At 41.1% G+C, this 24,250-nt stretch carries 20 protein-coding genes; 10 read left to right on the forward strand and 10 right to left on the reverse strand.

What is annotated here, in order from left to right:
• Nucleotides 1–326: 326 nt before the first annotated feature.
• The 7 genes from rny to rpsT all read right to left on the reverse strand — a co-directional run bounded on the left by rny (nt 327) and on the right by rpsT (nt 6,786).
• Entirely contained in the window at nt 327–1,892 is a 1,566-nt protein-coding gene (rny, locus tag J4E76_RS12080; protein ID WP_208504506.1) for a ribonuclease Y, read from the reverse strand.
• Nucleotides 1,893–1,941: 49 nt separating this feature from the next.
• Nucleotides 1,942–2,229, reverse strand: coding sequence for a cell division protein ZapA (locus J4E76_RS12085; RefSeq protein ID WP_208504508.1), 288 nt, complete (start codon nt 2,227–2,229; stop codon nt 1,942–1,944).
• A gap of 13 nt (nt 2,230–2,242) precedes the next feature.
• On the reverse strand, nt 2,243–2,536 hold the full coding sequence (locus tag J4E76_RS12090) for a hypothetical protein (protein ID WP_208504510.1): 294 nt from the start codon (nt 2,534–2,536) through the stop codon (nt 2,243–2,245).
• Entirely contained in the window at nt 2,536–4,950 is a 2,415-nt protein-coding gene (pheT, locus tag J4E76_RS12095; RefSeq protein ID WP_208504512.1) for a phenylalanine--tRNA ligase subunit beta, read from the reverse strand. The genes J4E76_RS12090 and pheT overlap by 1 nt, the downstream gene beginning before the upstream one ends.
• A gap of 65 nt (nt 4,951–5,015) precedes the next feature.
• Entirely contained in the window at nt 5,016–5,633 is a 618-nt protein-coding gene (locus J4E76_RS12100; RefSeq protein WP_208504515.1) for a DUF1684 domain-containing protein, read from the reverse strand.
• A 103-nt stretch (nt 5,634–5,736) separates the two neighbouring features.
• Nucleotides 5,737–6,426: a DNA repair protein RadC gene (radC, locus tag J4E76_RS12105; protein ID WP_208504517.1), complete on the reverse strand. Its 690-nt coding sequence runs from the start codon at nt 6,424–6,426 to the stop codon at nt 5,737–5,739.
• 108 nt (nt 6,427–6,534) lie between these two features.
• The gene (gene rpsT, locus J4E76_RS12110; RefSeq protein WP_208504519.1) at nt 6,535–6,786 is read right to left on the reverse strand and encodes a 30S ribosomal protein S20; all 252 of its coding nucleotides are present in this window, start codon (nt 6,784–6,786) and stop codon (nt 6,535–6,537) included.
• A 179-nt stretch (nt 6,787–6,965) separates the two neighbouring features.
• On the opposite strand from rpsT, the gene J4E76_RS12115 reads away from it, so the two are divergent.
• Nucleotides 6,966–7,706 (forward strand): membrane or secreted protein, encoded by a 741-nt coding sequence (locus J4E76_RS12115; RefSeq protein ID WP_208504521.1) that lies wholly within the window; start codon nt 6,966–6,968, stop codon nt 7,704–7,706.
• 3 nt (nt 7,707–7,709) lie between these two features.
• On the opposite strand, the gene J4E76_RS12120 is transcribed toward J4E76_RS12115, so the two are convergent.
• Nucleotides 7,710–10,142, reverse strand: a complete 2,433-nt coding sequence (locus tag J4E76_RS12120; RefSeq protein WP_208504523.1) for a hypothetical protein — start codon at nt 10,140–10,142, stop codon at nt 7,710–7,712.
• A 177-nt stretch (nt 10,143–10,319) separates the two neighbouring features.
• On the opposite strand from J4E76_RS12120, the gene J4E76_RS12125 reads away from it, so the two are divergent.
• Entirely contained in the window at nt 10,320–10,823 is a 504-nt protein-coding gene (locus J4E76_RS12125) for a hypothetical protein (RefSeq protein ID WP_208504524.1), read from the forward strand.
• Between the two features lie 33 nt (nt 10,824–10,856).
• On the opposite strand, the gene ytxJ is transcribed toward J4E76_RS12125, so the two are convergent.
• Nucleotides 10,857–11,225 carry a bacillithiol system redox-active protein YtxJ gene (ytxJ, locus tag J4E76_RS12130; protein WP_208504526.1) on the reverse strand — a complete coding sequence of 123 codons (369 nt, stop codon included), beginning with the start codon at nt 11,223–11,225 and terminating at the stop codon, nt 10,857–10,859.
• 4 nt (nt 11,226–11,229) lie between these two features.
• Nucleotides 11,230–13,209 carry a thiamine pyrophosphate-dependent enzyme gene (locus J4E76_RS12135; RefSeq protein ID WP_208504528.1) on the reverse strand — a complete coding sequence of 660 codons (1,980 nt, stop codon included), beginning with the start codon at nt 13,207–13,209 and terminating at the stop codon, nt 11,230–11,232.
• Between the two features lie 87 nt (nt 13,210–13,296).
• Here J4E76_RS12135 and J4E76_RS12140 point away from each other — a divergent pair, with 87 nt between their 5' ends.
• The 8 genes from J4E76_RS12140 (at nt 13,297) to J4E76_RS12175 (ending at nt 24,245) form a co-directional block, all read left to right on the forward strand.
• Nucleotides 13,297–14,535, forward strand: coding sequence for a pitrilysin family protein (locus J4E76_RS12140; protein ID WP_208504530.1), 1,239 nt, complete (start codon nt 13,297–13,299; stop codon nt 14,533–14,535).
• Between the two features lie 3 nt (nt 14,536–14,538).
• Nucleotides 14,539–15,018: a 2-C-methyl-D-erythritol 2,4-cyclodiphosphate synthase gene (ispF, locus tag J4E76_RS12145; protein WP_208504532.1), complete on the forward strand. Its 480-nt coding sequence runs from the start codon at nt 14,539–14,541 to the stop codon at nt 15,016–15,018.
• The gene (mnmD, locus tag J4E76_RS12150) at nt 15,015–15,698 is read left to right on the forward strand and encodes a tRNA (5-methylaminomethyl-2-thiouridine)(34)-methyltransferase MnmD (protein ID WP_208504534.1); all 684 of its coding nucleotides are present in this window, start codon (nt 15,015–15,017) and stop codon (nt 15,696–15,698) included. The genes ispF and mnmD overlap by 4 nt, the downstream gene beginning before the upstream one ends.
• An 85-nt stretch (nt 15,699–15,783) precedes the next feature.
• The gene (locus tag J4E76_RS12155; protein ID WP_208504536.1) at nt 15,784–16,206 is read left to right on the forward strand and encodes a hypothetical protein; all 423 of its coding nucleotides are present in this window, start codon (nt 15,784–15,786) and stop codon (nt 16,204–16,206) included.
• Entirely contained in the window at nt 16,203–19,271 is a 3,069-nt protein-coding gene (locus J4E76_RS12160) for a hypothetical protein (RefSeq protein WP_208504538.1), read from the forward strand. Before J4E76_RS12155 ends, J4E76_RS12160 begins: the two co-directional genes overlap by 4 nt.
• Nucleotides 19,272–19,458: 187 nt before the next feature.
• On the forward strand, nt 19,459–19,863 hold the full coding sequence (locus J4E76_RS12165; protein WP_208504540.1) for a hypothetical protein: 405 nt from the start codon (nt 19,459–19,461) through the stop codon (nt 19,861–19,863).
• An 8-nt stretch (nt 19,864–19,871) separates the two neighbouring features.
• Complete coding sequence (locus J4E76_RS12170) at nt 19,872–23,567, forward strand: glycoside hydrolase (RefSeq protein WP_208504541.1); 3,696 nt, start codon at nt 19,872–19,874, stop codon at nt 23,565–23,567.
• A gap of 252 nt (nt 23,568–23,819) precedes the next feature.
• Complete coding sequence (locus J4E76_RS12175) at nt 23,820–24,245, forward strand: hypothetical protein (protein WP_208504542.1); 426 nt, start codon at nt 23,820–23,822, stop codon at nt 24,243–24,245.
• Nucleotides 24,246–24,250: the final 5 nt, after the last annotated feature.

Here is a 24,250-nt window from a genome sequence, read left to right on the forward strand (position 1 = left end):
TGCTTAGATACCTGTTGAACAGCCTTGGCTAAAATGTTCATGATTACATGGTTTTGGTTGATTATTCAATTAAACAAGTGCGTGTGTGTTCGATTGGCCATTGTGTAAGAGGAGGGGTCACCTTCCGTGACCCCGAATCCAAGAGACTCAACTAAATCAGACTACTATTGAATCTTTACTGACTATATCAAAGTTGATGTTTTCAATGAGGCAGGACAATACCTAGTTTTGGGTATTTTTAATTTGACCCTTGAATGGCCGCATAAAAAAAGTCGAATAGAGCGATCACTCTATTCGACTTTTAGTCTCCTAAGTTTTAGAAACGTCTATTTCGCGTAGTTAACTGCACGCATCTCGCGTATTACAGTTACTTTAATTTGACCTGGGTACTGCATCTCTTTTTCGATCTTCTGAGAGATATCAAATGACAACTGGCCAGCCAATGTATCGGTCACTGATTCCGCATCTACCATTACCCTCAATTCTCGACCTGCTTGAATAGCATAGCATTTATTAACACCGTCAAAACCGAGAGCAAGTGCTTCCAAGTCTTTAAGGCGTTTGATGTATGACTCCATTACCTCTCTTCTGGCCCCAGGTCTAGCACCAGAGATTGCATCACAGGCTTGTACCAAAGGAGAAATCATCGATGTCATTTCTACCTCATCATGGTGGGCGCCAATGGCATTACACACTTCGGGATGCTCTTTGTACTTTTTGGCTAGCTCCATTCCTAAAATTGCGTGTGGCAATTCAGGTTCTTCTGGCCATACTTTGCCAATGTCATGTAATAGTCCAGCACGCTTGGCGCGCTTAGTATTCAATCCTAATTCTGAGGCCATTGTAGCGCAGAGGTTGGCTACCTCTCTAGAGTGCTGTAAAAGGTTTTGCCCATACGATGATCTAAATCGCATGCGACCGACCATTTTAATCAATTCTGGGTGGAGGCCATGAATGCCAAGGTCTATGACAGTTCTCTCACCAATTTCTGAGATCTCTTCTTCAATGTTTTTTGTGGTCTTAGCCACAACCTCCTCAATACGTGCAGGGTGTATTCTGCCATCAGTTACTAGCCTATGTAAGGATAGTCTTGCAATTTCACGTCTTACTGGGTCAAAGCCAGAGATGATGATCGCTTCTGGAGTATCATCAACAATGATCTCTACACCAGTTGCTGCTTCCAGAGCTCGAATGTTTCTTCCTTCTCGGCCAATGATTTTACCTTTGATATCATCACTTTCAATATTGAAAATAGAAACACAGTTTTCAATGGCATGCTCAGTAGCTGTTCTTTGAATAGACTCGATAACGATCTTCTTAGCCTCTTTTGCACCAGAGAGTTTCGCTTCATCAATTATATCTTTAACGAGTGCGGAAGCCTTTGATTCAGCCTCGTCTTTCAGCGTCTCGATCAATTGTTCTCGTGCATCATCAGCAGAAAGGTTAGCCACCTTTTCTAAGGCTTTTACTTTAGCCTCTACTTTACTTTCTAACTCTTCCTTGCGCTTCTTGACAATTTCTAACTGAGCCTCGACATTCTCTTTCATGCTATCGAGTTCAGCCTCTTTTCGGCTGATGTTTTCTTGCAGGCTTGATATTTTGGACTCTCGCTGCTTTAACTTATTCTCGTTAGTGATGATTTGATTTTTCTTGCGATTGGCTTCTTCTTCGAAGTCGGCCTTTATCTTAAGGTACTTTTCGCGCGCTTCGAGTATTTTGTCTTTTTTGATGCTTTCAGCCGTTATCTGAGCCTCTTTGATCAATAATTTACTTTTCTCCTCTATTTCTGAAACGGCCTTCTTGTTGGCTTTTTGCAAAGCAACACGTCCCAGAAAAAGCCCGATAGCCAATGCTCCAATGGCTATTAGTACTATTGTAAGTGTATCTCCCATAGGTATTTATAGTCTATACAGGAGAAGAAATGTAGAGTTGAAATTGAGCCTAAGAGATGGCGTCTTTGATCATTTGATTTAGCGATTGAATCTTGTCTTCTGCGGTGCTATCGATTGCACCCGAGGACTCTTCAGTTTTCAATTTGGCAACCATACAGTCAAATGCGACCATGGCTAACAAATCCTCTTTATCGTCAATACCGAACTTTTCTCGGTAAGATTTTAATTGATCATTGATGTATTTACCAGCAGTACGTACCCGTTCTTCTTCGTCCGGTTTCACCTTCATGGGGTACTCACGGTCTCCTATTTTTAATCTTACTGATAGAAGATCCATCTATTTATGTGGCTTAGCTCAGATGCGAAATGCATCTGTCTATCTCTTTAATGTACTCGTTTAACTTCAGTTTCAACTCAGCAGATTCTTCCTTCTCTACTGTAGTGCTTGATACAATTTTAGCGATTTTATCCTGATTTTGAAAATCAGATAACTGTGCCTTCAAATGCTCAACTTCGGCTTGAAGCTGACTATTTTTCTGTTGCAATTGATCCTTAGCTTCTCTCTCTTTTTGTTGTGAATTAATCAGTGACTTGAGATTGTTCTCAAGCTGATTAAGCTTTTGGTCAATTGATTCAGTGGCCATTATTTTCTAATTATTGCACCTAGTTCTCTTTCAAATCCTTGCATGAGGCGGCTCATCGTTTTATCAATGACTTTGTCATTCAAGGTCTTTTCTTGGTCTTGTAAAAAGAAGCTTATTGCATAAGCTTTTTGATTCTCACCAATTTTATCGCCTTCATAAACGTCAAAAACACTCGTTCTTGTAATGAGTTGTCTTTCGAGTTTTAAGGCAAGTTTCCTAATCTGGTCAAAATTTATCGCTTTGTCAACAACTAATGATAAGTCTCTTTTAACTTCTGGGAACTTCGAGATAGGCTTGAAGTCGACTCCCAGCGGATACAATGACTTAAGGAAGTCCCAATCAATGTCAGCCATGAATACTTCTTGCTTAACATCACACTGCTTGGTCAGCTTAGTATTGACCTTGCCCATAGATAACAATGGTTTCTTGCGGGTAGAAACTGTAAGGCCGTAAGCAAACAGATCGCTGTCGGTTTCTGCCGTTTCGTAGTTGTCAATACCAAACTTGTTCAATAGTTGACTAATGGTCTTTTTGAGGTCGAAGTAATGAACCGATCTCTTCTTTTCAAGCCAGTTCTCATCAAGGTTTTCACCCGTAACAAACAAAGTCAATCGTTCCTTTTCCTTATACTTCTCATTGACCTTGTGGTAGGTTCTTCCGAATTCAAAAAGTTGAAGGTTGGTCTGTCTTCGTTTTATGTTTCTTTCGATTACTTCCAGTCCATTAAACAAAAGACTTTGACGCATTACGTTCAGATCCTCACTTAAAAAGTTGAGAATGTGGACATTTTGTTCGTCATCAAGGCTTTCTGTCGCTTCTGTATAAGTGTGCTTGGTCAAAGAATTGGTGACAATTTCATTGTATCCGGCACCTGCCATTAATCTAGATATTTCTAATTGAATGGCATCAGCATCTCTTTGTGGAAACTCAGAAAGGAAGGTGCTGCTTAATGTATCTTTTAGTTCAATGTTGTTATAGCCATAAATCCTTAAAACTTCTTCTACAATATCTGCTTCCCTTTGAACATCTACCCTATAAGGAGGTACGATGGCCGTGAAACCATCGGTGGTTTCTGCAGAAATGCTGATGTCTAGGCTGGCTAAGATATTCTTGATTTCTTCGTTGGTAAGCGTCTTACCAATAAGCCGATTGATGCCTTTGAAAGAGACAGGCACTTCAAAGTCATTGATAGGCTCAGGATAGATGTCAATGATCTCTGAACTTATTTGACCACCGGCAATTTCCTTTATTAGAAGTGCAGCATACTTTAAAGCATATACTGTAATATTCGGATCTGTTCCTCTTTCATATCTAAAACTTGCATCCGTTTTCAGCTGATGCGTTTGGGCAGTCTTTCTGATGTAATCCGGAGAGAAATAGGCGCTTTCCAAAAATACATCGGTGGTCTTTTCGGTAACGCCAGATTTGATTCCTCCAAAAACTCCAGCGATACACATGCCTTCGTTTTCATTACAGATCATCAGGTCTTTTTCTGAAAGTGTTCTTTCTTTTTCGTCTAGGCTGGTGAATTTGGTGCCTGCCGGGAGTGTTTTTACTACCACCTGATTGCTGCCGATTGCTGCCGCATCAAAGGCATGCATAGGCTGACCCAGACTATGCAATACATAATTGGTGATATCGACTACATTGTTAGTCGGGTTGATGCCAATAGCATTCAATTTCGTCTTGAGCCATTCAGGAGATTCTTGAACTTTAACACCAGAAATGGTTAGTGCGGAATATCTCGGGCACGCCTCAGCATTTTCGACAATGACATCTATAGGTTTTGAGGTATTGTCAACCTTGAAATCTTCAACCGAAGGCATGGTAATCTCACGGTTAAATAAGGCCTTAAGGTCTCTGGCGGTACCCAGGTGAGAAGCGGCATCAGCACGGTTTGGCGTAAGGCCAATTTCGTATACGTAGTCAGATTCAAGGTTGAAGTAGTCAGCGGCTGAAGTTCCATTTGGCAAGTTAGTATCTAGCACCATGATGCCGTCATGACTGGCTCCCAGGCCTATTTCATCTTCGGCACAAATCATGCCCTCAGATACTTCACCTCTAATTTTTGCTTTCTTAATCTTGAACGGTTCGCCAGAAGAGGGGTATAGCATGCTATTGACTGTCGCTACGACCACTTTTTGACCTGCGGTAACATTTGGAGCTCCACACACAATCGGTGAAGGTGTGTCTGTCCCAATATCCACGGTAGTAACGCTTAGTTTATCTGCATTGGGATGTTTTGTACAAGTCAATACTTCACCAATCACTAAACCTTTGAGTCCACCTTTAATGCTTTCTACTTCTTCCAGACCTTCTACTTCTAGGCCTGAATGGGTCAGTTGGTCACTAATTTCCTGAGGTGATTCGGGAAGGTCAATGTATTGCTTTAGCCAATTGAGAGAAATCTTCATGAATATTGAATTGCTCGTATTAAAAGAAAGGCAAAATTAAGGATTTAGCCTTTCGATTTGATCCTTTAGTCAACTTTATAAAGCTTTTCACCTGCTTCGATCGCTACGGCCAGCATGTTTTCTCTGGGAGGGATTGGGCAGCTGAATTCTGCATTGAAATGGCAGTAGGGGTTGTAGGCATTATTAAAGTCAATGGTCACGGCATTGGTATTGCGATATTGGACTTCGACATAGCGCCCACCGCCATAGGTTTCTCGTGCGCTAGTGTCATCCGCGAACATTAATGAAAGCTTATTTGGGTCTTTTTCTTCCCAGTCTTGGTAAAGGATTACCCGCTGCTGTACATCATTGAGTTGAAAGTCTGCATAGGCAAACGGAATATATTTAAGCTGCTCTCCGGTGGTAGATTCGATGAAAATGGGCTGTTTTTTGTCAATCATGGTGAGCTTGGCCGTTACTTTGAAGTCTTCATTGATGGGATAGTAATTGAGGCCTGTGAAGTCACCTTTATCTTCATCGGTTAGAGGAGAGGTTGAAGAAAGCATAAAGCTGTTCTTATCTTTTCGCTCAGTTTCAAGTCTCTCTCTATAGTCTTCTGAAGATTCTCCGACAGTCAGAAAATTGAGGATAGTAACGGCAACTATTGCCACTACCAGTAAACTGAAAATCGTGTTTCGCTTCATCTGGCTTGGTTCAACGCGTTTACAAATGCATTGCGAATTTATACTTGAACAGCCTGAAAATGAAATATTAATGTTTGTATCTCAATTCTGAATCATATAAGATCTACATCATGTTTTCATCAGCAAAACTTAGGAAACCATCATCAGTGAAAATAATATGATCCAGTACTGGAATTTCAAGCAATTGGCCCGCCTTTTTTACCTTTTCTGTCAGTCGAATATCTGCCGTACTTGGCTTTTTGTTACCACTAGGGTGATTATGAATGAGGATGATTCCACTGGCCAAACTCTCCAAGGCCATCTTAAAGATAACTTTGGGGTCTACCAAAGTGCCAGAAATACCTCCCAGGCTGATCGGTTTTTTCTGAATTACTCTATTGCTTCGACTTACCATAATGATCCAGAACTGCTCGGTGGGTTGATCCATTAGTTCGGGTTTCATTAAGCGATAGGCGTCTAATGAGCTTCTGATTTGCGGTCTTGTTTGAATTGTAGCATCTTTTCGTCTTCTGCCCAATTCGAGGGCGCTGACAATTGAAATGGCCTTCGCATCTCCAATACCACTAAATTTTGTAAGGTCTTGTAGGCTTAGTTTCGCAAGCTGGTTGAGGTCATTGTTCACAGATGATAGGATCTGTTTTGCAAGCTCTACCGCACTGTGGGTTCTAGAGCCAGAACCAATTAGAATGGCGATTAGCTCGGCTTCTGAAAGGACAGCTTTTCCTTTTAGTTGCAGTTTTTCCCTAGGTCGATCTTCTTCGGCCCAACTCAGAATACCTAGTCTTTCACTCATAACTTAAAATTAGCATGAATAAATATAAAGTATTAAGCAAAATAATAAAGTACAGACATAAAAAAACCGAATCACATAGTGATCCGGTTCCTTTCAATTTCTATTAGCTTATAGGCTATTCACCAACTTAGTCAATTTAGACTTGTTGTTAGCCGCTTTGTTTTTATGAATGATATTTTTCTTAGCAAGTCTATCCAACATGCTAATCACTTTTTTCAACAGCTCTTGAGCTTCGCTCTTGTCAGAAGTACCTCTCAATCTTTTGATAAAAGTACGAGTGGTCTTGTTCTGATATCTGTTTCTCAAACGCTTTGCTTCGTTTGATCTGATTCTTTTTAATGCTGACTTATGATTTGCCATTTACTCTACGCTTTCTAAATTGGGATGCAAAGATAGGTCTATTTCAAATAATTGCAAAAACATAGAACTAAATTTCAGATATTATTTAGTCTAACCCTGACCGCTCCGATTTGCCCTTGGTCAAAAATCAATTCTGTTTGTCGTTCGTTTTAGCTATTTTGATTTATAAATCATAGACTATGAAGACTTTATCTACTCTACTTATCGTATCAATAAGCCTCTTAATGGGCTTAAATGAAGGTAAATCTACTTTGGCCAATGCACTTGAAGGGGCTTGGGAAATAGAATCTGTAAATGGCGAAAAGTTAGCACATCGAGGAGCGATGCTCATTCAGGCGCCCTATGCTTTTTATACCGAATTCGATGTAGAAAAGAAGACTTTCGTTGGGAGCCAAGGCGGAATGATCGAAATAACGGGCAACAAAGTCTCCTTAAATGTGGAGTTTGACACATGGAATCCTGATCATATTGGAGTGAATTATGAAATTACAGCCAGCTTAAGAGGTAGTCAGGTCACTTTGAATTTTGAAGCAGATGGACAGTCGTTTGAAATGAAGTTAAATCGCACTGACAATGGCAGTGGTGATTTAGCTGGTGCATGGCGAATTACCGATAGAATGAGGAATGGAGAAATGCAGGCGATGCGTCTAGGGGCCAGGAAGACAATCAAGATGATTACTGGTACTCGATTTCAATGGGCTGCTTTCAATCCAGAGACAAAGCAGTTTTCTGGTACTGGTGGAGGAACGGTCATCCTTGAAAACGGAAAGTATAACGAGCACATTGAGTTCTTTTCAAGAAACCCAGACCGGGTAGGAGCAGATCTATCCTTTGATTATAAAGTAGATGGTAACAAATGGGACCATAGCGGACTTAGCTCCACGGGCAATCCAATCAGGGAGATTTGGACGAAACAGTAATTACTAGTTTACTCTTTTAAAGACCGCCACTTTTTGTGATCCAACCTCAGTCAAGCTAGATGGTCTAGGGTCCGTTAGTTCGGATGACATGACTATCTCGAAGCTGTCATCATCCAGCATTTTGATTAATCCTTTTAATCGCCCAAATGCGGTACTACCTGAGTAGAAGACGAGATCGATGTTAGCAGGTGTTTTCGAATTGTCTATTTCATATTTCAGATCTAGAGTGACGCCATCGACTTCGTAATTCCTGCCACCAATTGTTTCATCACCGCTAACCATGGTCACAAATTTGTCGGAATCAAAGGTGAAATATCCGTTATCGTTTTCATCCGGAACTCCTCCATACCACTTACCAACAATTAGCTCTGAAATGTTCGCATTGGCTTTGCTTTCAACGGTGGTAGATCTAGTTGAAGTCGAAGTTGTGGTGGTTTCTGCATAAGTAATATCCGTCAAATAATAGCCCTTATCCCAGTACTCACGAATTTCTTCTTTTGGAAATGTACTTGAGCTTATTAGCTCTTGCGGACGACTACTTGCATACTTAGTCATTATCAATACCCACCAATTGTTTTCACGAGAAAGTTGGGTGATGGAATAGCCCATATCTTGGTATTCCTTAATCTCTGATTCTGGAAATTGGGCCTTTTTAAACCACTTTTGACCTCTGATATTGGAATCCTGTGAGCTTACTAAGACCCATCTATCAACTCCGTAAGCAAGATCAGTGATCCATAGGCCATCATCTCCGAATTCTTTGATCTTATCGCTTGGAAAAGCACTGCCTTTGGTAGCCCAGCGTTGCCTACCGAAAGAACTTCCTTTGGAAAATACAATGGCCCAAACTCCATTGCCATAGTTAGTCTCGGTGATGCGGTAACCTTCATCCCATTTTTCTTTGATATCGGCCTTTGGCCATTCTTTACGAGTTATCCATGTTTGGGTAGAAAAGCCAGTGCCCTTTGACATAATAAGGGTCCATTTATCATTATCATAACTCAAATCGGATACATGATATCCGGCATCCCAATCACTCTTGATTTCATCTTTAGGGAAAATGTCTCGGGTCTTCCAACGCTGCGTTGATAGACCTGAGTACTTCGTCATAACGCCCACATAGTTCTTTCCAGAAGGGATACTGGTTGATGTGGTAACAGAACTTTTTGGTTTCAGGTAAGAAACATCCAGGTAATCGATTTGTATGGTAGTGTTAGGTGCTACCATAAAGCCCACTTTGTCACTTGTTACCGTGTGGTAGCTTTTGGTAGTCAAGAGTCGCTCATTAAAAAAGTAGTAGTAATTAGTCCCTTGTTTTCTGATGGTAATTTTGTTGAACTGAGAAGTATTAACCAAGTCGGAAGCAGTAAAAGGGACAATGCTTTGATACTCTGACCCTACCTTTTTCGAGAAAACGTATTTACCCTGCCCTGTAAACCCAAAATGATATTTGTTTTTACCATCCTCGGCAATATTCCATATAAGATCATTCGATGAATTTTCTTTGCCAGTCACAAATTTTACCCTTGCTTCAATTTGCCAGTCACGTGACCAATTCATGTCATCAAGTGTGTGCCAAATCATTTGTGCACTGTTATTCATTGATATCCAGTCAAGGACACCGTCATGAATTTTGCCCATTCTTGATCCACTTCTGTAGACTTCCCATTTAGTATTAGGCTGGCTGAAGTCTTCTCGATAGACCTTGGTCATGTCGCCTGCATTGTAGCTATTGTAAGTTTTGGCAGAAACAGCACTACTAGTGATGGTATTTGAAATCTGCTCCTTGTTGAGCTGATAAGCATAAAAATAGTCGACCGAAATACTCGTATTGGGTGGAACGGTGAAGCCTACCAAGTCACCTTTCACTTTCTTATAGGCGAGTGTTTTAATGAGTGTTTTATTAACAAAGAAGTAATAGGTCTGCCTTACTTTTCTTACTGTCAATATGTTTCTGCTTGACCTATTGACCAGGTCTGATGGAATGAATTTTAGAATATGATTGTATTTATCATCCTTATATTCAGCAAGCACATATTTTCGGCCTGCGGTAAAGCCGAAATGGTATTTGTTGCTATTGCCTGATTCTTTGTCCCATATTAAATCTATGGCACTGGTTTCTTTACCGCTGATCCAGTTTATCGCAATTTCTATTTCCCAATCGCCTGTCCAATCCAGACTGATTACCCTGTACTTCACTTGGGTTTTATCATTTAACGAACTGAATAAAAATCGCCCATTCTCAATCTTTCCTGATCTACGCCCCGTCTCATAACCTTCCCAAGAAGATGAAGGTGCGTCAAAATCCTCGTTGTAGGTAGCCGTCTTTTCGGCTCTGGAGTAATCGTTATATCTGGACTGAGAAAAAGTGGTATAGGATAGGAAACAAAGCAAAAGGGTCAAGAATAAGCCCCGATTCTTTTGGTACAAAGTCACAATAGTAAAGTTTTGGTCGATTCCTGAAGTTAATAAATTCCTGACAATTGAGTGGGGCTGAATATTGCTAAGCCAAGTGTTCATTAATTTTTGGCACGGTAATGGAATAAAGACAATCAATGCATTATTAAAATGGTCCGGACTTTGAAATGAATGTTTAACATAAATGTCAAGGTTATGAAAAGAGCTTTACTAACAATAGCGATACTATTATTCACTGGTTTGTCCACTGATATGCTGGCACAGCGTACCAGACAAGATAACAGAAAGCCTCGTAAGGAAGAAACCTTGAATAATAGAAGGGAAGGTAAAAAGTCTAAAAGAAACGATAGAGGTTACAGGGCAGAGCGAACCTCAAGGGTAGTTGATAGAAGGGTTGTAAGGGATCGTGGCTGGAGAAATTATGGTTCATCCCGAACTGTAGGACGAAATAACGTCAGATTCTATGACTATGATTTTCGTAGAGGAAGAAGAATAGTAGTCAATAGAGATTATAGACCTAGCAATAGACATATTTGGGTTGGGGGTCACTGGAGATACAGTCCTCGATATAGAAGAGACGTTTGGATAGATGGTCGATGGACTGTTCGAAGAGCTAATCATCGTTGGGTTCCAGGCAGATATCAAAGGTTCAACGGTACCAGAATTTGGGTTGACGGTTGTTGGACGGTCGTATATTAGAATTGAAGCTCCTTGAGAAATCGGGGAGCTTTTTTATCGTGCTTGATGCTTCAACGCATCAAAGGATACCTGCATATGCGAAGCGTCATAGACCGCTTTGCCATCTTTTATCAAAATCACTTGTGGAGATTCATGATAGACCTCAAAGCTTTGAGCCACAGCATTCGATACATTTCTGAAAGAAATAAGATCTAATATATAAGGTTTGATGGGGTTGTCTTCACTCGTCCATGTTCTTTCCAGTCTATCTAAAACCATGCTCGATATTCCACATCGGGTACTGTGCTTATAGATGAGCACTGGTTTTTCCTTACTCTCTTCGATCAATTCTTGAATTTGGTCTTCACTAGTCAGTGTATTCCAGTTGACTCCTTCTACGGGTTGGCTTTTTTTCCAGAACATGCGATTAATATTCAGCTAAGTTTTTCAGTTTCTCTATAAGCCTTTTTTGAGGTAAAAAGTTTTCTTCTAGCGGCTTACTGAAAGGAACAGGAGTGTCGAGACTGGCCTCGCGCATTACTGGAGCATCCAGATATTCGAAGCAGTTTTCACTGATCCAAGCTGATATTTCAGCACCAATTCCACCAATCATGGTGTCTTCATGTAATACCAAAACCTTGTTTGTCTTTTTTACTGACAACTCAACTGATTCCTTGTCCCAAGGTAATAGTGTTCTGAGATCTAAAATGTCAGCTGATATGCCTTCCAAAGAATTAATAGCCTCTTTAGCCCAATGAACACCCATGCCATAAGTCACAATAGTCAAATCTTCTCCTGAATCTGTTAAAACAGCCTGGCCAATTGGCGTAGTGTAATAGTCAACAGGGATCTCTTGGCTGTGTGATCTGTAAAGTGCTTTATGCTCGAAGAATAAATATGGATTAGGGTCTTCGATGGCTGCGTTTAGCATACCCTTGGCATCGTGAGCATTCGATGGGTAAACGATTTTTAATCCCGGGGTATGGAAAAACCAAGCCTCATTAGACTGAGAGTGAAAAGGGCCAGCACCCACGCCAGCTCCTGTAGGCATTCGTACTACTACATCCGCATTTTGTCCCCAGCGATAGTGAACCTTTGCAAGGTTATTTACAATCTGATTAAAGCCACAGGTCACAAAATCAGCGAACTGCATTTCGACCACTGCCTTGTAACCATTGATACAAAGGCCCAAGCCAGTACCAATGATAGCCGATTCGCAGAGGGGAGTATTTCTCACACGATCTTTACCGAACTGATCGACAAAGCCTTCGGTAATTTTGAATACACCTCCATAGTCACCAATGTCTTGCCCCATGATGACTAGGTTGGAATACTTCTCCATGCTTTGTCTTAAGCTATCGGAGATAGCATCCACAAGTCTTCTTTCAGATTTAGCCTCCGTTTTTGGAGATATCACTTGCTGTTCGAATGGTTCGAACAAGTCTGCAAATTCCTGTTCTTGGTCTACCGTTGGTAGGGGCTCGGCATAGGCTGCTTCCAAACCTTGTTCGATGTCCGCTTTGATCTTTTTTCTGATTTCGGGAATAGAAGATTCATCAAGAATCCCCTGCTTAATTAGGTATTGCTCATAGTTTTCGACTGGGTCTTTCTTTGCCCAATGTTCCATTAGCTCCTTGGGAACATACTTAGTGCCACTGGCTTCTTCATGACCCCGCATTCTGAAAGTCATCGCCTCTAAAATGATCGGCTTAGGGTTTTGCCTTATTTCTTCGGCAAGTTCTTTTATAGTTCTATGTACCTCCAGAATATTATTTCCATCGACTTGAACCGCTTTTATGCCATAAGCAGGGCCTTTGTCTACAAAGTATTTAAATCGATATTGTTCTTCGCTTGGTGTTGATAAGCCATAGCCGTTATTTTCGATAACAAAGATTACCGGCAAGTCCCAGACGGCAGCAACATTGAGGGCCTCATGAAAATCTCCTTCCGAACTTGCCCCATCACCTGTGAATACGAGTGTTGCTTTGCTTTCTTCTTTTAGTTTGTCCGCCAAAGCAATACCATCGGCTAAGGCCATTTGCGGACCGAGATGAGATATCATTCCGACAATGTGGTGTTCCTTTGTGCCAAAGTGAAAGGATCGATCTCTACCTTTTGTAAACCCACTCATCTTGCCTTGAAACTGAGAAAAGAGCCTGTTGTAGGGAACATCTCGGCCTGTGAAAACACCAAGGTTTCGGTGCATCGGTAGAATAAATTCATCCTGTGCAATGGCATTAACGGCTCCGACTGACACGGCCTCTTGTCCAATGCCAGAAAACCATTTACTGATTTTTCCCTGACGAAGGAGGATGAGCATCTTTTCCTCGATCATTCGGGGTCTTAAAATCTGCTCGTAAAGGTGGAGGAGTTCCTGGTTAGAATAACCGGCTTTTTTAAATCTCATAGGTTAGAGTATAGAGGGCAAAATTAAAGTAATGGCGCTATTGCTAAAATTAAAGATCATATTTTTAATTTCGCTCACCTTCCAGCAATGATAGCATTCGAAAGTTTTGTTTTAAATAATGGTTTGAAAGTGGTGGTTCATGAGGATCATTCTTCGCCAATGGCAGTAGTTAATCTGCTTTATAAAGTTGGGGCTCGTGATGAGCAGCCAGAAAAAACAGGTTTTGCACATCTCTTTGAGCACTTAATGTTCGGAGGCTCTAAGCATGTGACCTCATTTGATGAGCCGCTCCAGTTTGTAGGGGGTGACAATAATGCATTTACCTCAAATGACATTACCAACTATTACATCACTTTGCCTTCGGTAAATTTAGAAACGGCATTTTGGTTGGAATCTGACAGAATGCTGAGCTTGTCTTTTGATCCAAAGGTTTTAGAAGTACAGCGTTCGGTTGTGATCGAGGAGTTCAAGCAGCGTTATCTAAACCAACCATATGGAGATGTTTGGTTGAAATTACGGCCGCTAGCTTACAAACAGCATCCGTATAAATGGCCAACCATCGGAGAAAAGATTGAGCACATTGAGGAGGCAACTATGGAAGATGTAAAAGCCTTCTTCAATAAATATTACATACCCAATAATGCCGTGTTGGTAGTGGGGGGTGATGTGACAATAGACCAAGTTAAGTCACTCTCAGAAAAATGGTTTGCTCCAATTCCTAGGGGTAAGGAGATCGAGAGAAATATTGCAATTGAACCTAACCAGAAGGAGTATCAGCTACTCGAAGTTGAAGAGAATGTTCCTATAGATGCTTTGTACATGACCTTCCATATGGCTGGTAGAAACGAAAAAACTTACCATGCTGAAGACTTGCTGAGTGACATTCTTGGTCGTGGAAAGTCGAGTCGTCTCTATCAATCGCTGGTTGAGGAAAAGCAAATCTTTAATTCATTGAGTGCATATGTAATGGGTTCACTGGACCCTGGGCTTTTGGTCATTCAAGGAAAAGTAAATGCAGGCTATGATCTCGAATCTGCTGAGCGTGCAGTCTGGGATTTGATAGAAGATTTCAAGTCTAACCATATTAATGAGCAGGAATTAGAGAAAGTTAAAAACAAGGCGGAGTCGACAATGGTTTTCTCAGATATGGAGCTTCTTAATAGGGCTATGAACCTAGCCTATGCGGAAATGCTCGGAGATTTGAATTTGGTAAACCAGGAAGTAGAGAAAGTTAGAGCAGTTACAGTAGATTCAGTTGCTGAAGCTGCTAATCGAATACTTTTACGTTCCAATGCATCTGTACTCAGATATAAGGCAAAACGATAGGTTATGAAAATAAGAACGGGATTCGGCTATGATGTTCATAAACTCGAAGCAGGCAAAGACTTTTGGCTTGGCGGCATCAAAGTACCTCATACTCACGGTGCGGTGGGGCATTCAGATGCAGATGTTCTTATCCATGTGATTTGCGATGCCCTTCTAGGTGCAGCTAATATGAGAGATATCGGCTATCATTTTTCTGATCAGGATCCAAAATTCAAGGGTATTGATAGCAAAATTTTGCTAAAGGAAGTGATGGAGTTGCTTAGAGGCACGGGCTTTGAAATAGGTAATATAGACTCTACTATTTGTTTACAACAGCCTAAGGTTAATCCACATATACCTGCCATGAAGGAATGTCTCTGCCAGGTTATGGAGATTGAACTTGACGATTTATCTATAAAAGCTACTACTACAGAAAAGCTAGGCTTTGTAGGCAAGGAAGAAGGTGTTGCAGCTTATGCTACGGTACTAATCACCAAATCATGACCAGCTCGATTAGGATCATTCAAACAGAGGATGGTTCACAATCCTTATATAATGAGTCTCTCAACGAGACCTATCATTCAACCCATGGTGCGTTGACTGAATCCCAATATGTGTTTATTAAGCAAGGGCTTGACTTGTTGGTGGAGAGGGGCGACAAGAAGATTAGCATCTTTGAAGTTGGATTTGGGACTGGCTTAAATGCGCTTTTGGTTCAGAAATATGCGCATGAGCATACCGATCTGGATATCAGCTTTACAACTTTGGAGCCCTTTCCATTATCATCAAAGTTGATTTCTGAATTGCGCTATGAAACCTTGATAGACGGTGTAGTGCAAAGTGACTTCGAAAAACTTCATAATTGTAGTTGGCGAGTCGAACATCAAGTTTTGGAAAACTTCATATTTACCAAGTACAATAGCACTTTAGAAGAGTTCGATACGAACGAAAAAGTGAACCTAGTCTTTTATGACGCCTTTGCACCTAGCAAGCAGGCAGAAATGTGGGAGAAAGCGTTGCTTTCCAAAGTTTGTGCGTTGTTAAGTGACGGTGGAGTATTTGTTACTTATTGCGCTCGGGGTCAACTGAAAAGAGATTTGAATAGTCTGGGTTTAATGGTTGAAACACTCCCGGGACCTCCTGGCAAAAAAGAAATGGTGCGGGCAGTAAAGTCATCGACTTAAAGACTACTCTGGCTAATCGAAAGGTCTTTTGTGTTAGGAAAAAAATAGTTGATAAATTGTATCTTCCGTGGTAAAGAACAATCTGATGACCTTCAATAGAACAAAACTACCAGTATTCATCATGCTTACACTCTCCTTGTTAGCAGTAGGGGTAGGTTGCAAAAGTGTTAATTCTAACCAGAAATCGGTCAGTGGGGTGCTCACAGATGAGTCTATGATGAGTCCCATTGGTATTCAACGAAGGGCTATTCGGTTAAAGGGGGAGGTGATTACCGAAGTGGCTGTGGACAAGGATCGAAAAGTATTCAACCTTAAAGTGTCAGAAGTAGGAGTAATGGGACCTAATTTCAAAGGAAAAGAGCCTGCTCCTGGTGAAACAATCAGCATCATTGCCCCCATTAATACTGAGGTAGAAAAAGGAGATAACCTTATTGTTGAAGTTTCGACCTCCAGAAATCAAGATAGCGATTATCCAATGTTTAACCTGCTTAGAAAAGTTGCACAATGAAAAAACGCTTACCAATAATCATTTCTCTCTTCATTGTGGCTACTATAGTCGCATTACTTCCAAAAACAAAGAAGGGGTATATCGTTTCGACACGTCAAGTTGAGATCAAAGGTGTTGTAAATGGCCTTCAGAAGAATGAGGGAAAAGAGGATAAAACTAACAACCCTCAAGCGAGACGTGAATTTGAGTTTAACCAACTTAAGGATCCTAAGACCGGTGTTATTCCTTCAGGAATAAGACAGAAAGAATTGGCATTTGCTAGAGAAAACTTGATGCCAGAGACTATAAATGCCTCCCCAAGATTTCAAAGAGCGCAGGCAAGTGGCAGCCAGGCCACAAATGAGGCTACTTTTGTAAGCTTTGGGCCAGTTCATCTGGGTGGTAGGACCAGAGCTTTAGATATTGATATTGCAAATGAAGATATAATCCTTGCTGGAAGCGTCAGTGGAGGTGTGTGGCGGTCTACTGACCAGGGTGCAAGTTGGACTCGGACAAATTCACTGGATCTTAATCCATCGGTTACAGATTTCGTTCAAGATCGCAGAACAGGTAAAACAAATATTTGGTATTACTCCACAGGAGAATTTGAAAATAGTGCCGCCTTAAATAGTGATACTTACTATGGCAATGGAATATACAAGTCAGAAGACAATGGAGTCACTTGGTCTCAAATCACATCAACCGCGTTAGATGGCTTTGATAATACTCAAGGGGTAGCCACTGAGAGTGATTTTACCTTAGTAGATCAATTGAATATTGACTACTCCAACCCTAATGGAACGGAGATCTATGCTGCGGCAATGGGAATGATCATTCGGAGTGAAGATGGGTTTGAAACATATAATATTGTCTTAGGTTCCAATGACAATGAGAACTGGACGGATTTGGCGATTACATCCACTGGTAAAGTGTTCGCTGTTATCTCTAATTTATTACCGTCAGGAACTAGTACTGATCAAGGGCTCTTTGAGTCTGAAGATGGTATTAATTGGACAAAGGTTGACTTTCCTGCCACTTTCCCAACCACTTATGAACGAATTGAAATGGCAATCGATCCTCAAAATGAGAATCGACTATATATTGTGAGTGTTACTCAGGAAGATCTAGAGGGTGGAGTTAATGAAGGAAATCTTATGATGTATGACGATGCGACAGATACTTGGACGGATCTGACGGATAACATGGGGCTTGGGACGGATTTTTTTAATAGTCATTATACACAGTCTGGTTACGATTTGTTCATTGCGGTACACCCTGAGGATGATCAAACCATTTTCATAGGAGGGGTTAATCTATTTAGGTCAACGGATGGTTTTACTACCAATGACAACAGGACTAGGATTGGAGGATATAACACCCTCAATCAACTTCCATTTTATGAGAACCAACACCCTGATCAGCACAGTATCGCTTTTTTCCCTTCTGATGGTAATAAAATGTTGGTTGGTACGGATGGTGGTGTTCATCTCACTACTGATAACTTGGCACCACCTTCTACTAATACTGTTGAACCGGTGAAGTGGCAAGCTTTGAATAATGGCTACATCACTACTCAGTTCTACCATGCAGCCATGCAAAGGTATGATAGGCTAGACAATCAGATTGTGGGAGGTTTACAAGACAATAGTACATATGTAAAGTTTACAGAGGACACTGATGAGGAGTGGACCTTTATTATTGGTGGAGATGGGGCTTTCACAGGCATCACTTATAATTCACTTGTGGGTTCCACACAATTGTCTGGCACGCTTGGACGGTTTGAATTAGTTGGAAATCAATATGAAAATCCGGTTGATATTACCCCATCAACAAATAGTGCAGACTTTCTCTTTGCCAACCCTTGGGCTTATAATCCTGTGGCTCAAGATCAATATTTTGTAGCCTCAAGAGGGAAAGTATATTTCACAAATGATGTGAGAGAGACCCCTGGTGAAGGAGAGTGGGATGAAATCAGAGGTGGAAGCCTCCCAGGGAACGTAAGAGTTTCTTCTTTTGGTTTGTCACATCAACCCGAAGGAGTGCTTTATTTTGGTACTAGAAATGGTTCCATCTTTAAGATCAACGATGTCAGAACTTTGGAAGATGGTGACTCTCCAGAAATTTTAGATACAAGCGATTTACCAGCCGGGAATGTTGCCGCTATTGCGGTAGACCCTAGAGATGCAGACAATGTTATAGTTACTATCTCCAATTATAATGTTCGTAGCGTTTGGCAGACACTTGATGGCGGGGTGACTTGGGCGTCAATATCTGGAAACCTTGAGGAAAACCCTGATGGTACCGGAAACGGCCCGGCTGTTCGAGTAGTGGCAATAATGCCTGACGATGCTGGTGGAAACTACTATTTTGTGGGTACTTCCGTGGGTTTGTTTATGACACAGGCCTTAGATGGTGACAATACGGTTTGGGTACAGCAGTCAACGGATGTTATTGGTCAAGCAGTCATTAGTTGGATAGAAACAAGACCAATAGATGGTACCGCTTTAGTAGCAACGCATGGAAATGGTGTGTTCAAGGCACGATATGACGTAGGACTTTTCCCTCATCTTAATTATTCCATTGACCCACAAACAGAACAAATAGAATTGCGGGCTAATTTGACTTTTGATGCCTCTACACTTTTTGCATATCAGTGGATTAAGGATGATGAAATAGTTCCAAATGCTAATGGTGATACTTTTACAACCAATTTGACTGGGTCGTACAGAGTGAGAGTTATACTTCAGGATGGTACCACTGGAGAATCAAATACTATAGAGTACGAAGGAGACGACATCACCTCTATTGATGATAACCTCCTGAGAAAAGTTGAACAAATAGTCGTGGATGCTAATCCTTCGAATGGTGTGTTTAACTTGGCTTTTCCTGCCGACTACGTAGGAGATTTCGAATTGGCTGTTGTTGGCGCTGATGGCCAGCAGAAAGTGGCTAGTTCTATAAAAGGCTATGCTGAAGGAGAGCAAGTTCCTGTGGACTTAAGTAACCTTCCAGATGGTCTTTATATCCTGAATGTTGCTAACCAACAATCTAATGCTTCAATTAAACTTTTGAAGCGCACGAATTAACAATTACAAAGGTTTTTTCTTTGACATAAATGGTCACTTAATTGCATGTTAGGTGACCATTTATGTATCCCATCACTCATTGACATAAGTTAATACCCATTCTTAACTTTTTATCAACCCAAATGTCGCAGTGATTTCATTCTTTCCTTTGAGATAAATTGTATATTTCGTCCCCAATAAATCTAGAATGAATAAATACCTTAATAAAACACTAACTCTGCCGGCATTGACGTGTCTAGTCCTTATGATTTTTGGATGCTCTGCAACACAAACTAAAAGTACCTACAGTGTAAATACTGATGGTGTTGTGCAAGCCCAAGTAGAGAATATGAATAAGGATGCAATCAGATTGAAAGGTCAAATAATGACTAAGAGAAAAAAGGTTGCAGACAGATATCAATATGAATTTAAGGTAACCGAGATCATTAGACGTGGGTCGGCATTTTCAACCGCAGAGCCGACAGTTGACCAAGTGGTGCTTCTCTATACACCTGGGGTTGTCTTTAAAAAAGGTACCGAGGTGGTGTTTGATGCATTTACAAGCCCAAGGAGATCTGAAGAGCGTCTAACGCTGAACATGATAGTAGAATAAGACTAAGTATGAAGAAGAGATTATTAACCCTTTCTGCGCTGGTAGTAGCGTTAATTATAGCTGGTTACCTCAATGTTAACCAGCAAAGTGATTTTACAGTGAGTCACCAGAATATACAGGTAGACAATTCACATATTTTTGACCTTCAAGGACATGAGGCGGAAGAGACTGAAAACCCAATTGAAAGATTGGAGTTCGAGTTATCTGAATTAAAGAATCCTGTTACTGGAGAGATACCAAGCTTTATAAGACAAAGAGAACTACGCTACGCAAAGCAGAACCTCAACTTAATTAAAGAAACTCCAAGAGGATTTGATGGCAGTGTGCCTAGCAGTGCAGCGAGCACCTCCACACAAACATCCAATTTCATCAACGTTGGTCCTTTTAACGTAGGAGGTCGTACACGCGGAATGGGTATTGATGTGGCTAATGAGGATGTTATTCTTGCAGGAGGAGTTTCTGGAGGTATGTGGCGTTCAGTAGACGCAGGTGCCACTTGGGCAAGGACTACAGCTCTTGAACAACATCCTGCAGTGAGTTCATTGGTACAGGACACAAGGACTGGAAAGACCAATGAATGGTATTACTCAACAGGAGAAAGAAGAGGAAATTCGGCCACCCTGAATGGAGATATATATGTTGGTAATGGAATTTATAAGTCCATTGATAACGGTGCCAGTTGGGACTTGATAACTGCTACGGCAGTAGAAGGAACAAGCGGAACTGATGTGTTGGTTAACTCGCGAACCCCATTTGCCATTGTTGATGAATTAGCTATTGATCTTTCGAATACTGAGGAAACAGAGATATACGCTGCTGGAACTAGTGAGATTATTAGATCCACAGATGGATTTGCAACTTTCGATATTGTCTTGGGAGAGGCTAATACCGGAAGAAACGCAACAGATATAGCCATAACTACTTCAGGAAAAGTATTTGCGACCATCGCCAATTCAGGCTTCAATGGTGCAAGTGGCGAAGATGGCTTCTTTGAATCTGAAGATGGTATTAATTGGACAGAGATTGAGTTCCCTACAGGTTTTCCAACAACGTTTACCCGGTTAGAACTAGGTATTGACCCTGCCGATCAGGAGAGGATATACGTTATAGGTAATGCTAATCTTTTCGTGTACAATGACGCGACAGATACATGGAGTGACCTTACAGGCAGGATTGACGTTAGTGATGATACTACAAATGGTTTTAATGGCCAAGGAGGGTATGATCTTTATGTGGCTATTCACCCTGGAAACTCGGATGTTATTTTCGCTGCTGGAACGAACATAATGCGATCACTTGATGGCTTTACAACGGATGCAGGTAGAAGTCAAGTTGGAGGCTATCGTCCAAATGCTGGTGCAAGACTTTATCCAACACACCACCCAGATCAGCATGACTATGCTTTTTATCCGTCAGATCCTAATAGAATGATTTCGGCTAATGATGGTGGACTGTATAGAACTGAGGACAATTTAGCTACGACCAACACGATTACCCCGATTACTTGGGAGTCTTTGAACCATGGTTACCTGACCACTCAGTTTTACCAAATCGATATTCATAACTATGACCTAGGTGATAACCAAATTGTTGGAGGTATGCAAGATAACAGTACTTGGGTCACTTTTGATGGCGATCCTACTGGCGATTGGACTGACATATTTAGTGGTGATGGAGCATTTTCAGCAATAACCTATAACTCAATATATGTGTCATCACAAAGAGGAAACGTGGCAAGATTGACGCTTGATGACTCTGATGTGTACCGTAATCAGGGTAATATATCTCCAACATCAGATGATAATGATTACACATTTATTAACCCTTATACTTATAATCCCGTCCATCAGGATCAGTTATTTGTAGGCGCTAGAGGAAGAGTTTTTGGAACTAATGATATAAGGCAAAACCCAAGGAATGGTCAATGGATTGAATTGGACGGACCAAATACCTTCAATGGTTCTGTCTCTGCCTTAGCAATGTCTACTCAACCGGAGGGCATCTTATACTTTGGTGCTACATCTAGAATTTATAAGATAGAGAACACTCGTGATTTGACCACTGATACTGAGGTATTAGAATTGAGTAGAGAAGGATTACCAATAGGTAATATTTCTGGTATAGCTGTAGACCCAAGCGATGGTGACAAAGTAATTATTACATTTTCAAATTACGAGGTGATTAGTGTTTGGTACTCAGAAAATGGTGGGGAATCCTGGTCCTCAATTTCTGGAAATCTGGAAGAAAACCCTTCAGGTTCAGGTGCCGGTCCATCTGTTAGGTCAGTAGAAATAATGCCTGATGGTAATGGAGGTAACTATTATTTTGCAGGAACTTCAGTAGGTCTCTTTATGACTCAGTCACTAGATGGTGATAATACTGTTTGGACACAGCAAGGAGTCAATGAAATTGGAAACGTTGTCGTCTCTTCTGTGAAGGTTAGGCCTATTGAAGGAGTAGTAGTGACTTCTACCCATGGCAATGGCGTTTTCAAGGGAGCATATCAAGTTGGTGTGACACCGAATATTAACTACTCTTTGGGTGATGAGCCTAATACAGCTGTTTTAAGAGGTAATGTGTCATTTGTCACTGGTAAAGGAATGAACTATCAGTGGGTGAAGGATGGCCAGACAATAGAAGGAGAAACTAGTAGTACTCTTTTGGTTACCGATGGAGGTGATTACCAGTTGAGTCTAGCAATAGAAGGTGTTGAAGGTAGAGCACTATCAAATACGATTTCCTTCAACTTTGACGGCACTGGACCGGATGTGAGTTCAATCACAAGATTGAACCCAACCGATGAAAACACTACCGGAACAACAGTTCAATTTCAAGTTACATTCTCAGAGTCAGTGTTAAATGTTGATGCAACCGACTTTGAAACTTCAGGCGATGCTTCTGGTACGATTGGCGATGTAACAGTTGTTACTGAAGGAACTGTATTTAATGTAACGGTGAATAATATTGGCGGCAACGGAGCCCTCAGTTTAGATGTGTCTGTATCCACTGATATCACAGACGCTGTTGGCAATGCCTTCAGCGGAACCGTCATTTCAGAAGAAAATTATACAATACAAGATGGCACAGCACCTACTGCCGCCATAACTCGAGTAAACCCTATGACTGAGATCACAGATAAGAATGCTGTGACTTTTATGGTTGAATTTACCGAAGGTGTTCAAAACGTAGACGTTAGTGATTTCGCACTGTCTACGGGATCGCCTACTGCCACCTTGAGTACAGTTACGGAATTTGGTACGGGTGTTTATGCGGTGGAGGTTATCGACATTGTTGAAGACGGCACTTTGGGGCTTGACTTTGTCACAGGACAAGATATTCAAGATAATGCAGGTAACGTTTTTGATGGTACCGTTACAACTGATGAAACGTATACTATCCAGAATGTGATCACATCTATTGATGATCCTCTATTGGCAAATGTTCAAAAGATCATAGTAGATGCCAATCCATCTACTGGAATGTTCAACTTAGCTTTCCCCAACACTTTTATTGGTGATTTTGAAATGAGAGTGGTTGATGCTCAAGGTAGGGTAGCTGCTATTCAAGAAGTAAAAGGCTATGCGAGTGGTGATCAAGTAGAACTGAATCTGACGAGTTCTCCGGATGGATTGTATGTTCTTCAGGCTAGAAATGGCCGAACTTCTGCATCAATCAAGCTGCTGAAATCGAGTAGTTCAAGATAAACTGGAGGGAGTGTTTTACTCCCTTTTTTTATACCCTCGTTCTCTAAAAGGGAGTGGATAAGCACCTTCTAACCTGCATGTAAATGTCAAGTTTAAGCGACTCAAAAGGGTTCGAAAGGTATTTAAGCGTGTTTAAACAGGACTTTATCGAGTGTTAACTAGGTGTTTAGTCAAGTTTTGGATAAAAGGACATGAAGATTCAGATTTTTGTGTTATTATCGTCTTTAACTTTCACCTACACAACATTCTGTAATGGATCAGTACTCTAGGGTACGTGTCATACTGACTTCAGGCACGCTATTCTTAATGGTCGTATCGGCTTGTTCCGTTTCCCGGAACACATATGCTGTCCAATCTCCAAATTCTAAAGTAAAAGAAGCTCAAGAGGTAATCAATGTAGCGCCAACTACAATGGCCAAAGACGCTATTCGTTTGCAGGGGACTCTTATGTCCGCAATAGGCAAAGAGAATGGATGGCATCAATATCAATTCCAAGTAATTAAAACACTCAAGTACGGAGCAACTTTTGCCAGTATTGAACCTCAAGTAAATGAGGAGGTCATACTGAACACCTCAAAGAAGCTGAGATCGGCATCCGGAACTGTAATCACTGTGGATGCAACCACACCAAGAGAACGTCAAGTAGGTAAGTTGATGATTTTTAAAGTTTCAGAATAGTTGTC

It is taken from the genome of Roseivirga sp. E12, from assembly GCF_017592825.1.
Lineage (GTDB): Bacteria > Bacteroidota > Bacteroidia > Cytophagales > Cyclobacteriaceae > Roseivirga.

Excerpts from the sequence above, each read along its gene's own strand:
- rny (WP_208504506.1), bottom strand. The coding sequence starts at position 1,892 with ATGGGAGATACACTTACAATAGTACTAATAGCCATTGGAGCATTGGCT.
- J4E76_RS12085 (WP_208504508.1), bottom strand. The coding sequence starts at position 2,229 with ATGGATCTTCTATCAGTAAGATTAAAAATAGGAGACCGTGAGTACCCC.
- J4E76_RS12090 (WP_208504510.1), bottom strand. The coding sequence starts at position 2,536 with ATGGCCACTGAATCAATTGACCAAAAGCTTAATCAGCTTGAGAACAAT.
- pheT (WP_208504512.1), bottom strand. The coding sequence starts at position 4,950 with ATGAAGATTTCTCTCAATTGGCTAAAGCAATACATTGACCTTCCCGAA.
- J4E76_RS12100 (WP_208504515.1), bottom strand. The coding sequence starts at position 5,633 with ATGAAGCGAAACACGATTTTCAGTTTACTGGTAGTGGCAATAGTTGCC.
- radC (WP_208504517.1), bottom strand. The coding sequence starts at position 6,426 with ATGAGTGAAAGACTAGGTATTCTGAGTTGGGCCGAAGAAGATCGACCT.
- rpsT (WP_208504519.1), bottom strand. The coding sequence starts at position 6,786 with ATGGCAAATCATAAGTCAGCATTAAAAAGAATCAGATCAAACGAAGCA.
- J4E76_RS12115 (WP_208504521.1), top strand. The coding sequence starts at position 6,966 with ATGAAGACTTTATCTACTCTACTTATCGTATCAATAAGCCTCTTAATG.
- J4E76_RS12125 (WP_208504524.1), top strand. The coding sequence starts at position 10,320 with ATGAAAAGAGCTTTACTAACAATAGCGATACTATTATTCACTGGTTTG.
- ytxJ (WP_208504526.1), bottom strand. The coding sequence starts at position 11,225 with ATGTTCTGGAAAAAAAGCCAACCCGTAGAAGGAGTCAACTGGAATACA.
- J4E76_RS12135 (WP_208504528.1), bottom strand. The coding sequence starts at position 13,209 with ATGAGATTTAAAAAAGCCGGTTATTCTAACCAGGAACTCCTCCACCTT.
- J4E76_RS12140 (WP_208504530.1), top strand. The coding sequence starts at position 13,297 with ATGATAGCATTCGAAAGTTTTGTTTTAAATAATGGTTTGAAAGTGGTG.
- ispF (WP_208504532.1), top strand. The coding sequence starts at position 14,539 with ATGAAAATAAGAACGGGATTCGGCTATGATGTTCATAAACTCGAAGCA.
- mnmD (WP_208504534.1), top strand. The coding sequence starts at position 15,015 with ATGACCAGCTCGATTAGGATCATTCAAACAGAGGATGGTTCACAATCC.
- J4E76_RS12155 (WP_208504536.1), top strand. The coding sequence starts at position 15,784 with ATGACCTTCAATAGAACAAAACTACCAGTATTCATCATGCTTACACTC.
- J4E76_RS12160 (WP_208504538.1), top strand. The coding sequence starts at position 16,203 with ATGAAAAAACGCTTACCAATAATCATTTCTCTCTTCATTGTGGCTACT.
- J4E76_RS12165 (WP_208504540.1), top strand. The coding sequence starts at position 19,459 with ATGAATAAATACCTTAATAAAACACTAACTCTGCCGGCATTGACGTGT.
- J4E76_RS12170 (WP_208504541.1), top strand. The coding sequence starts at position 19,872 with ATGAAGAAGAGATTATTAACCCTTTCTGCGCTGGTAGTAGCGTTAATT.
- J4E76_RS12175 (WP_208504542.1), top strand. The coding sequence starts at position 23,820 with ATGGATCAGTACTCTAGGGTACGTGTCATACTGACTTCAGGCACGCTA.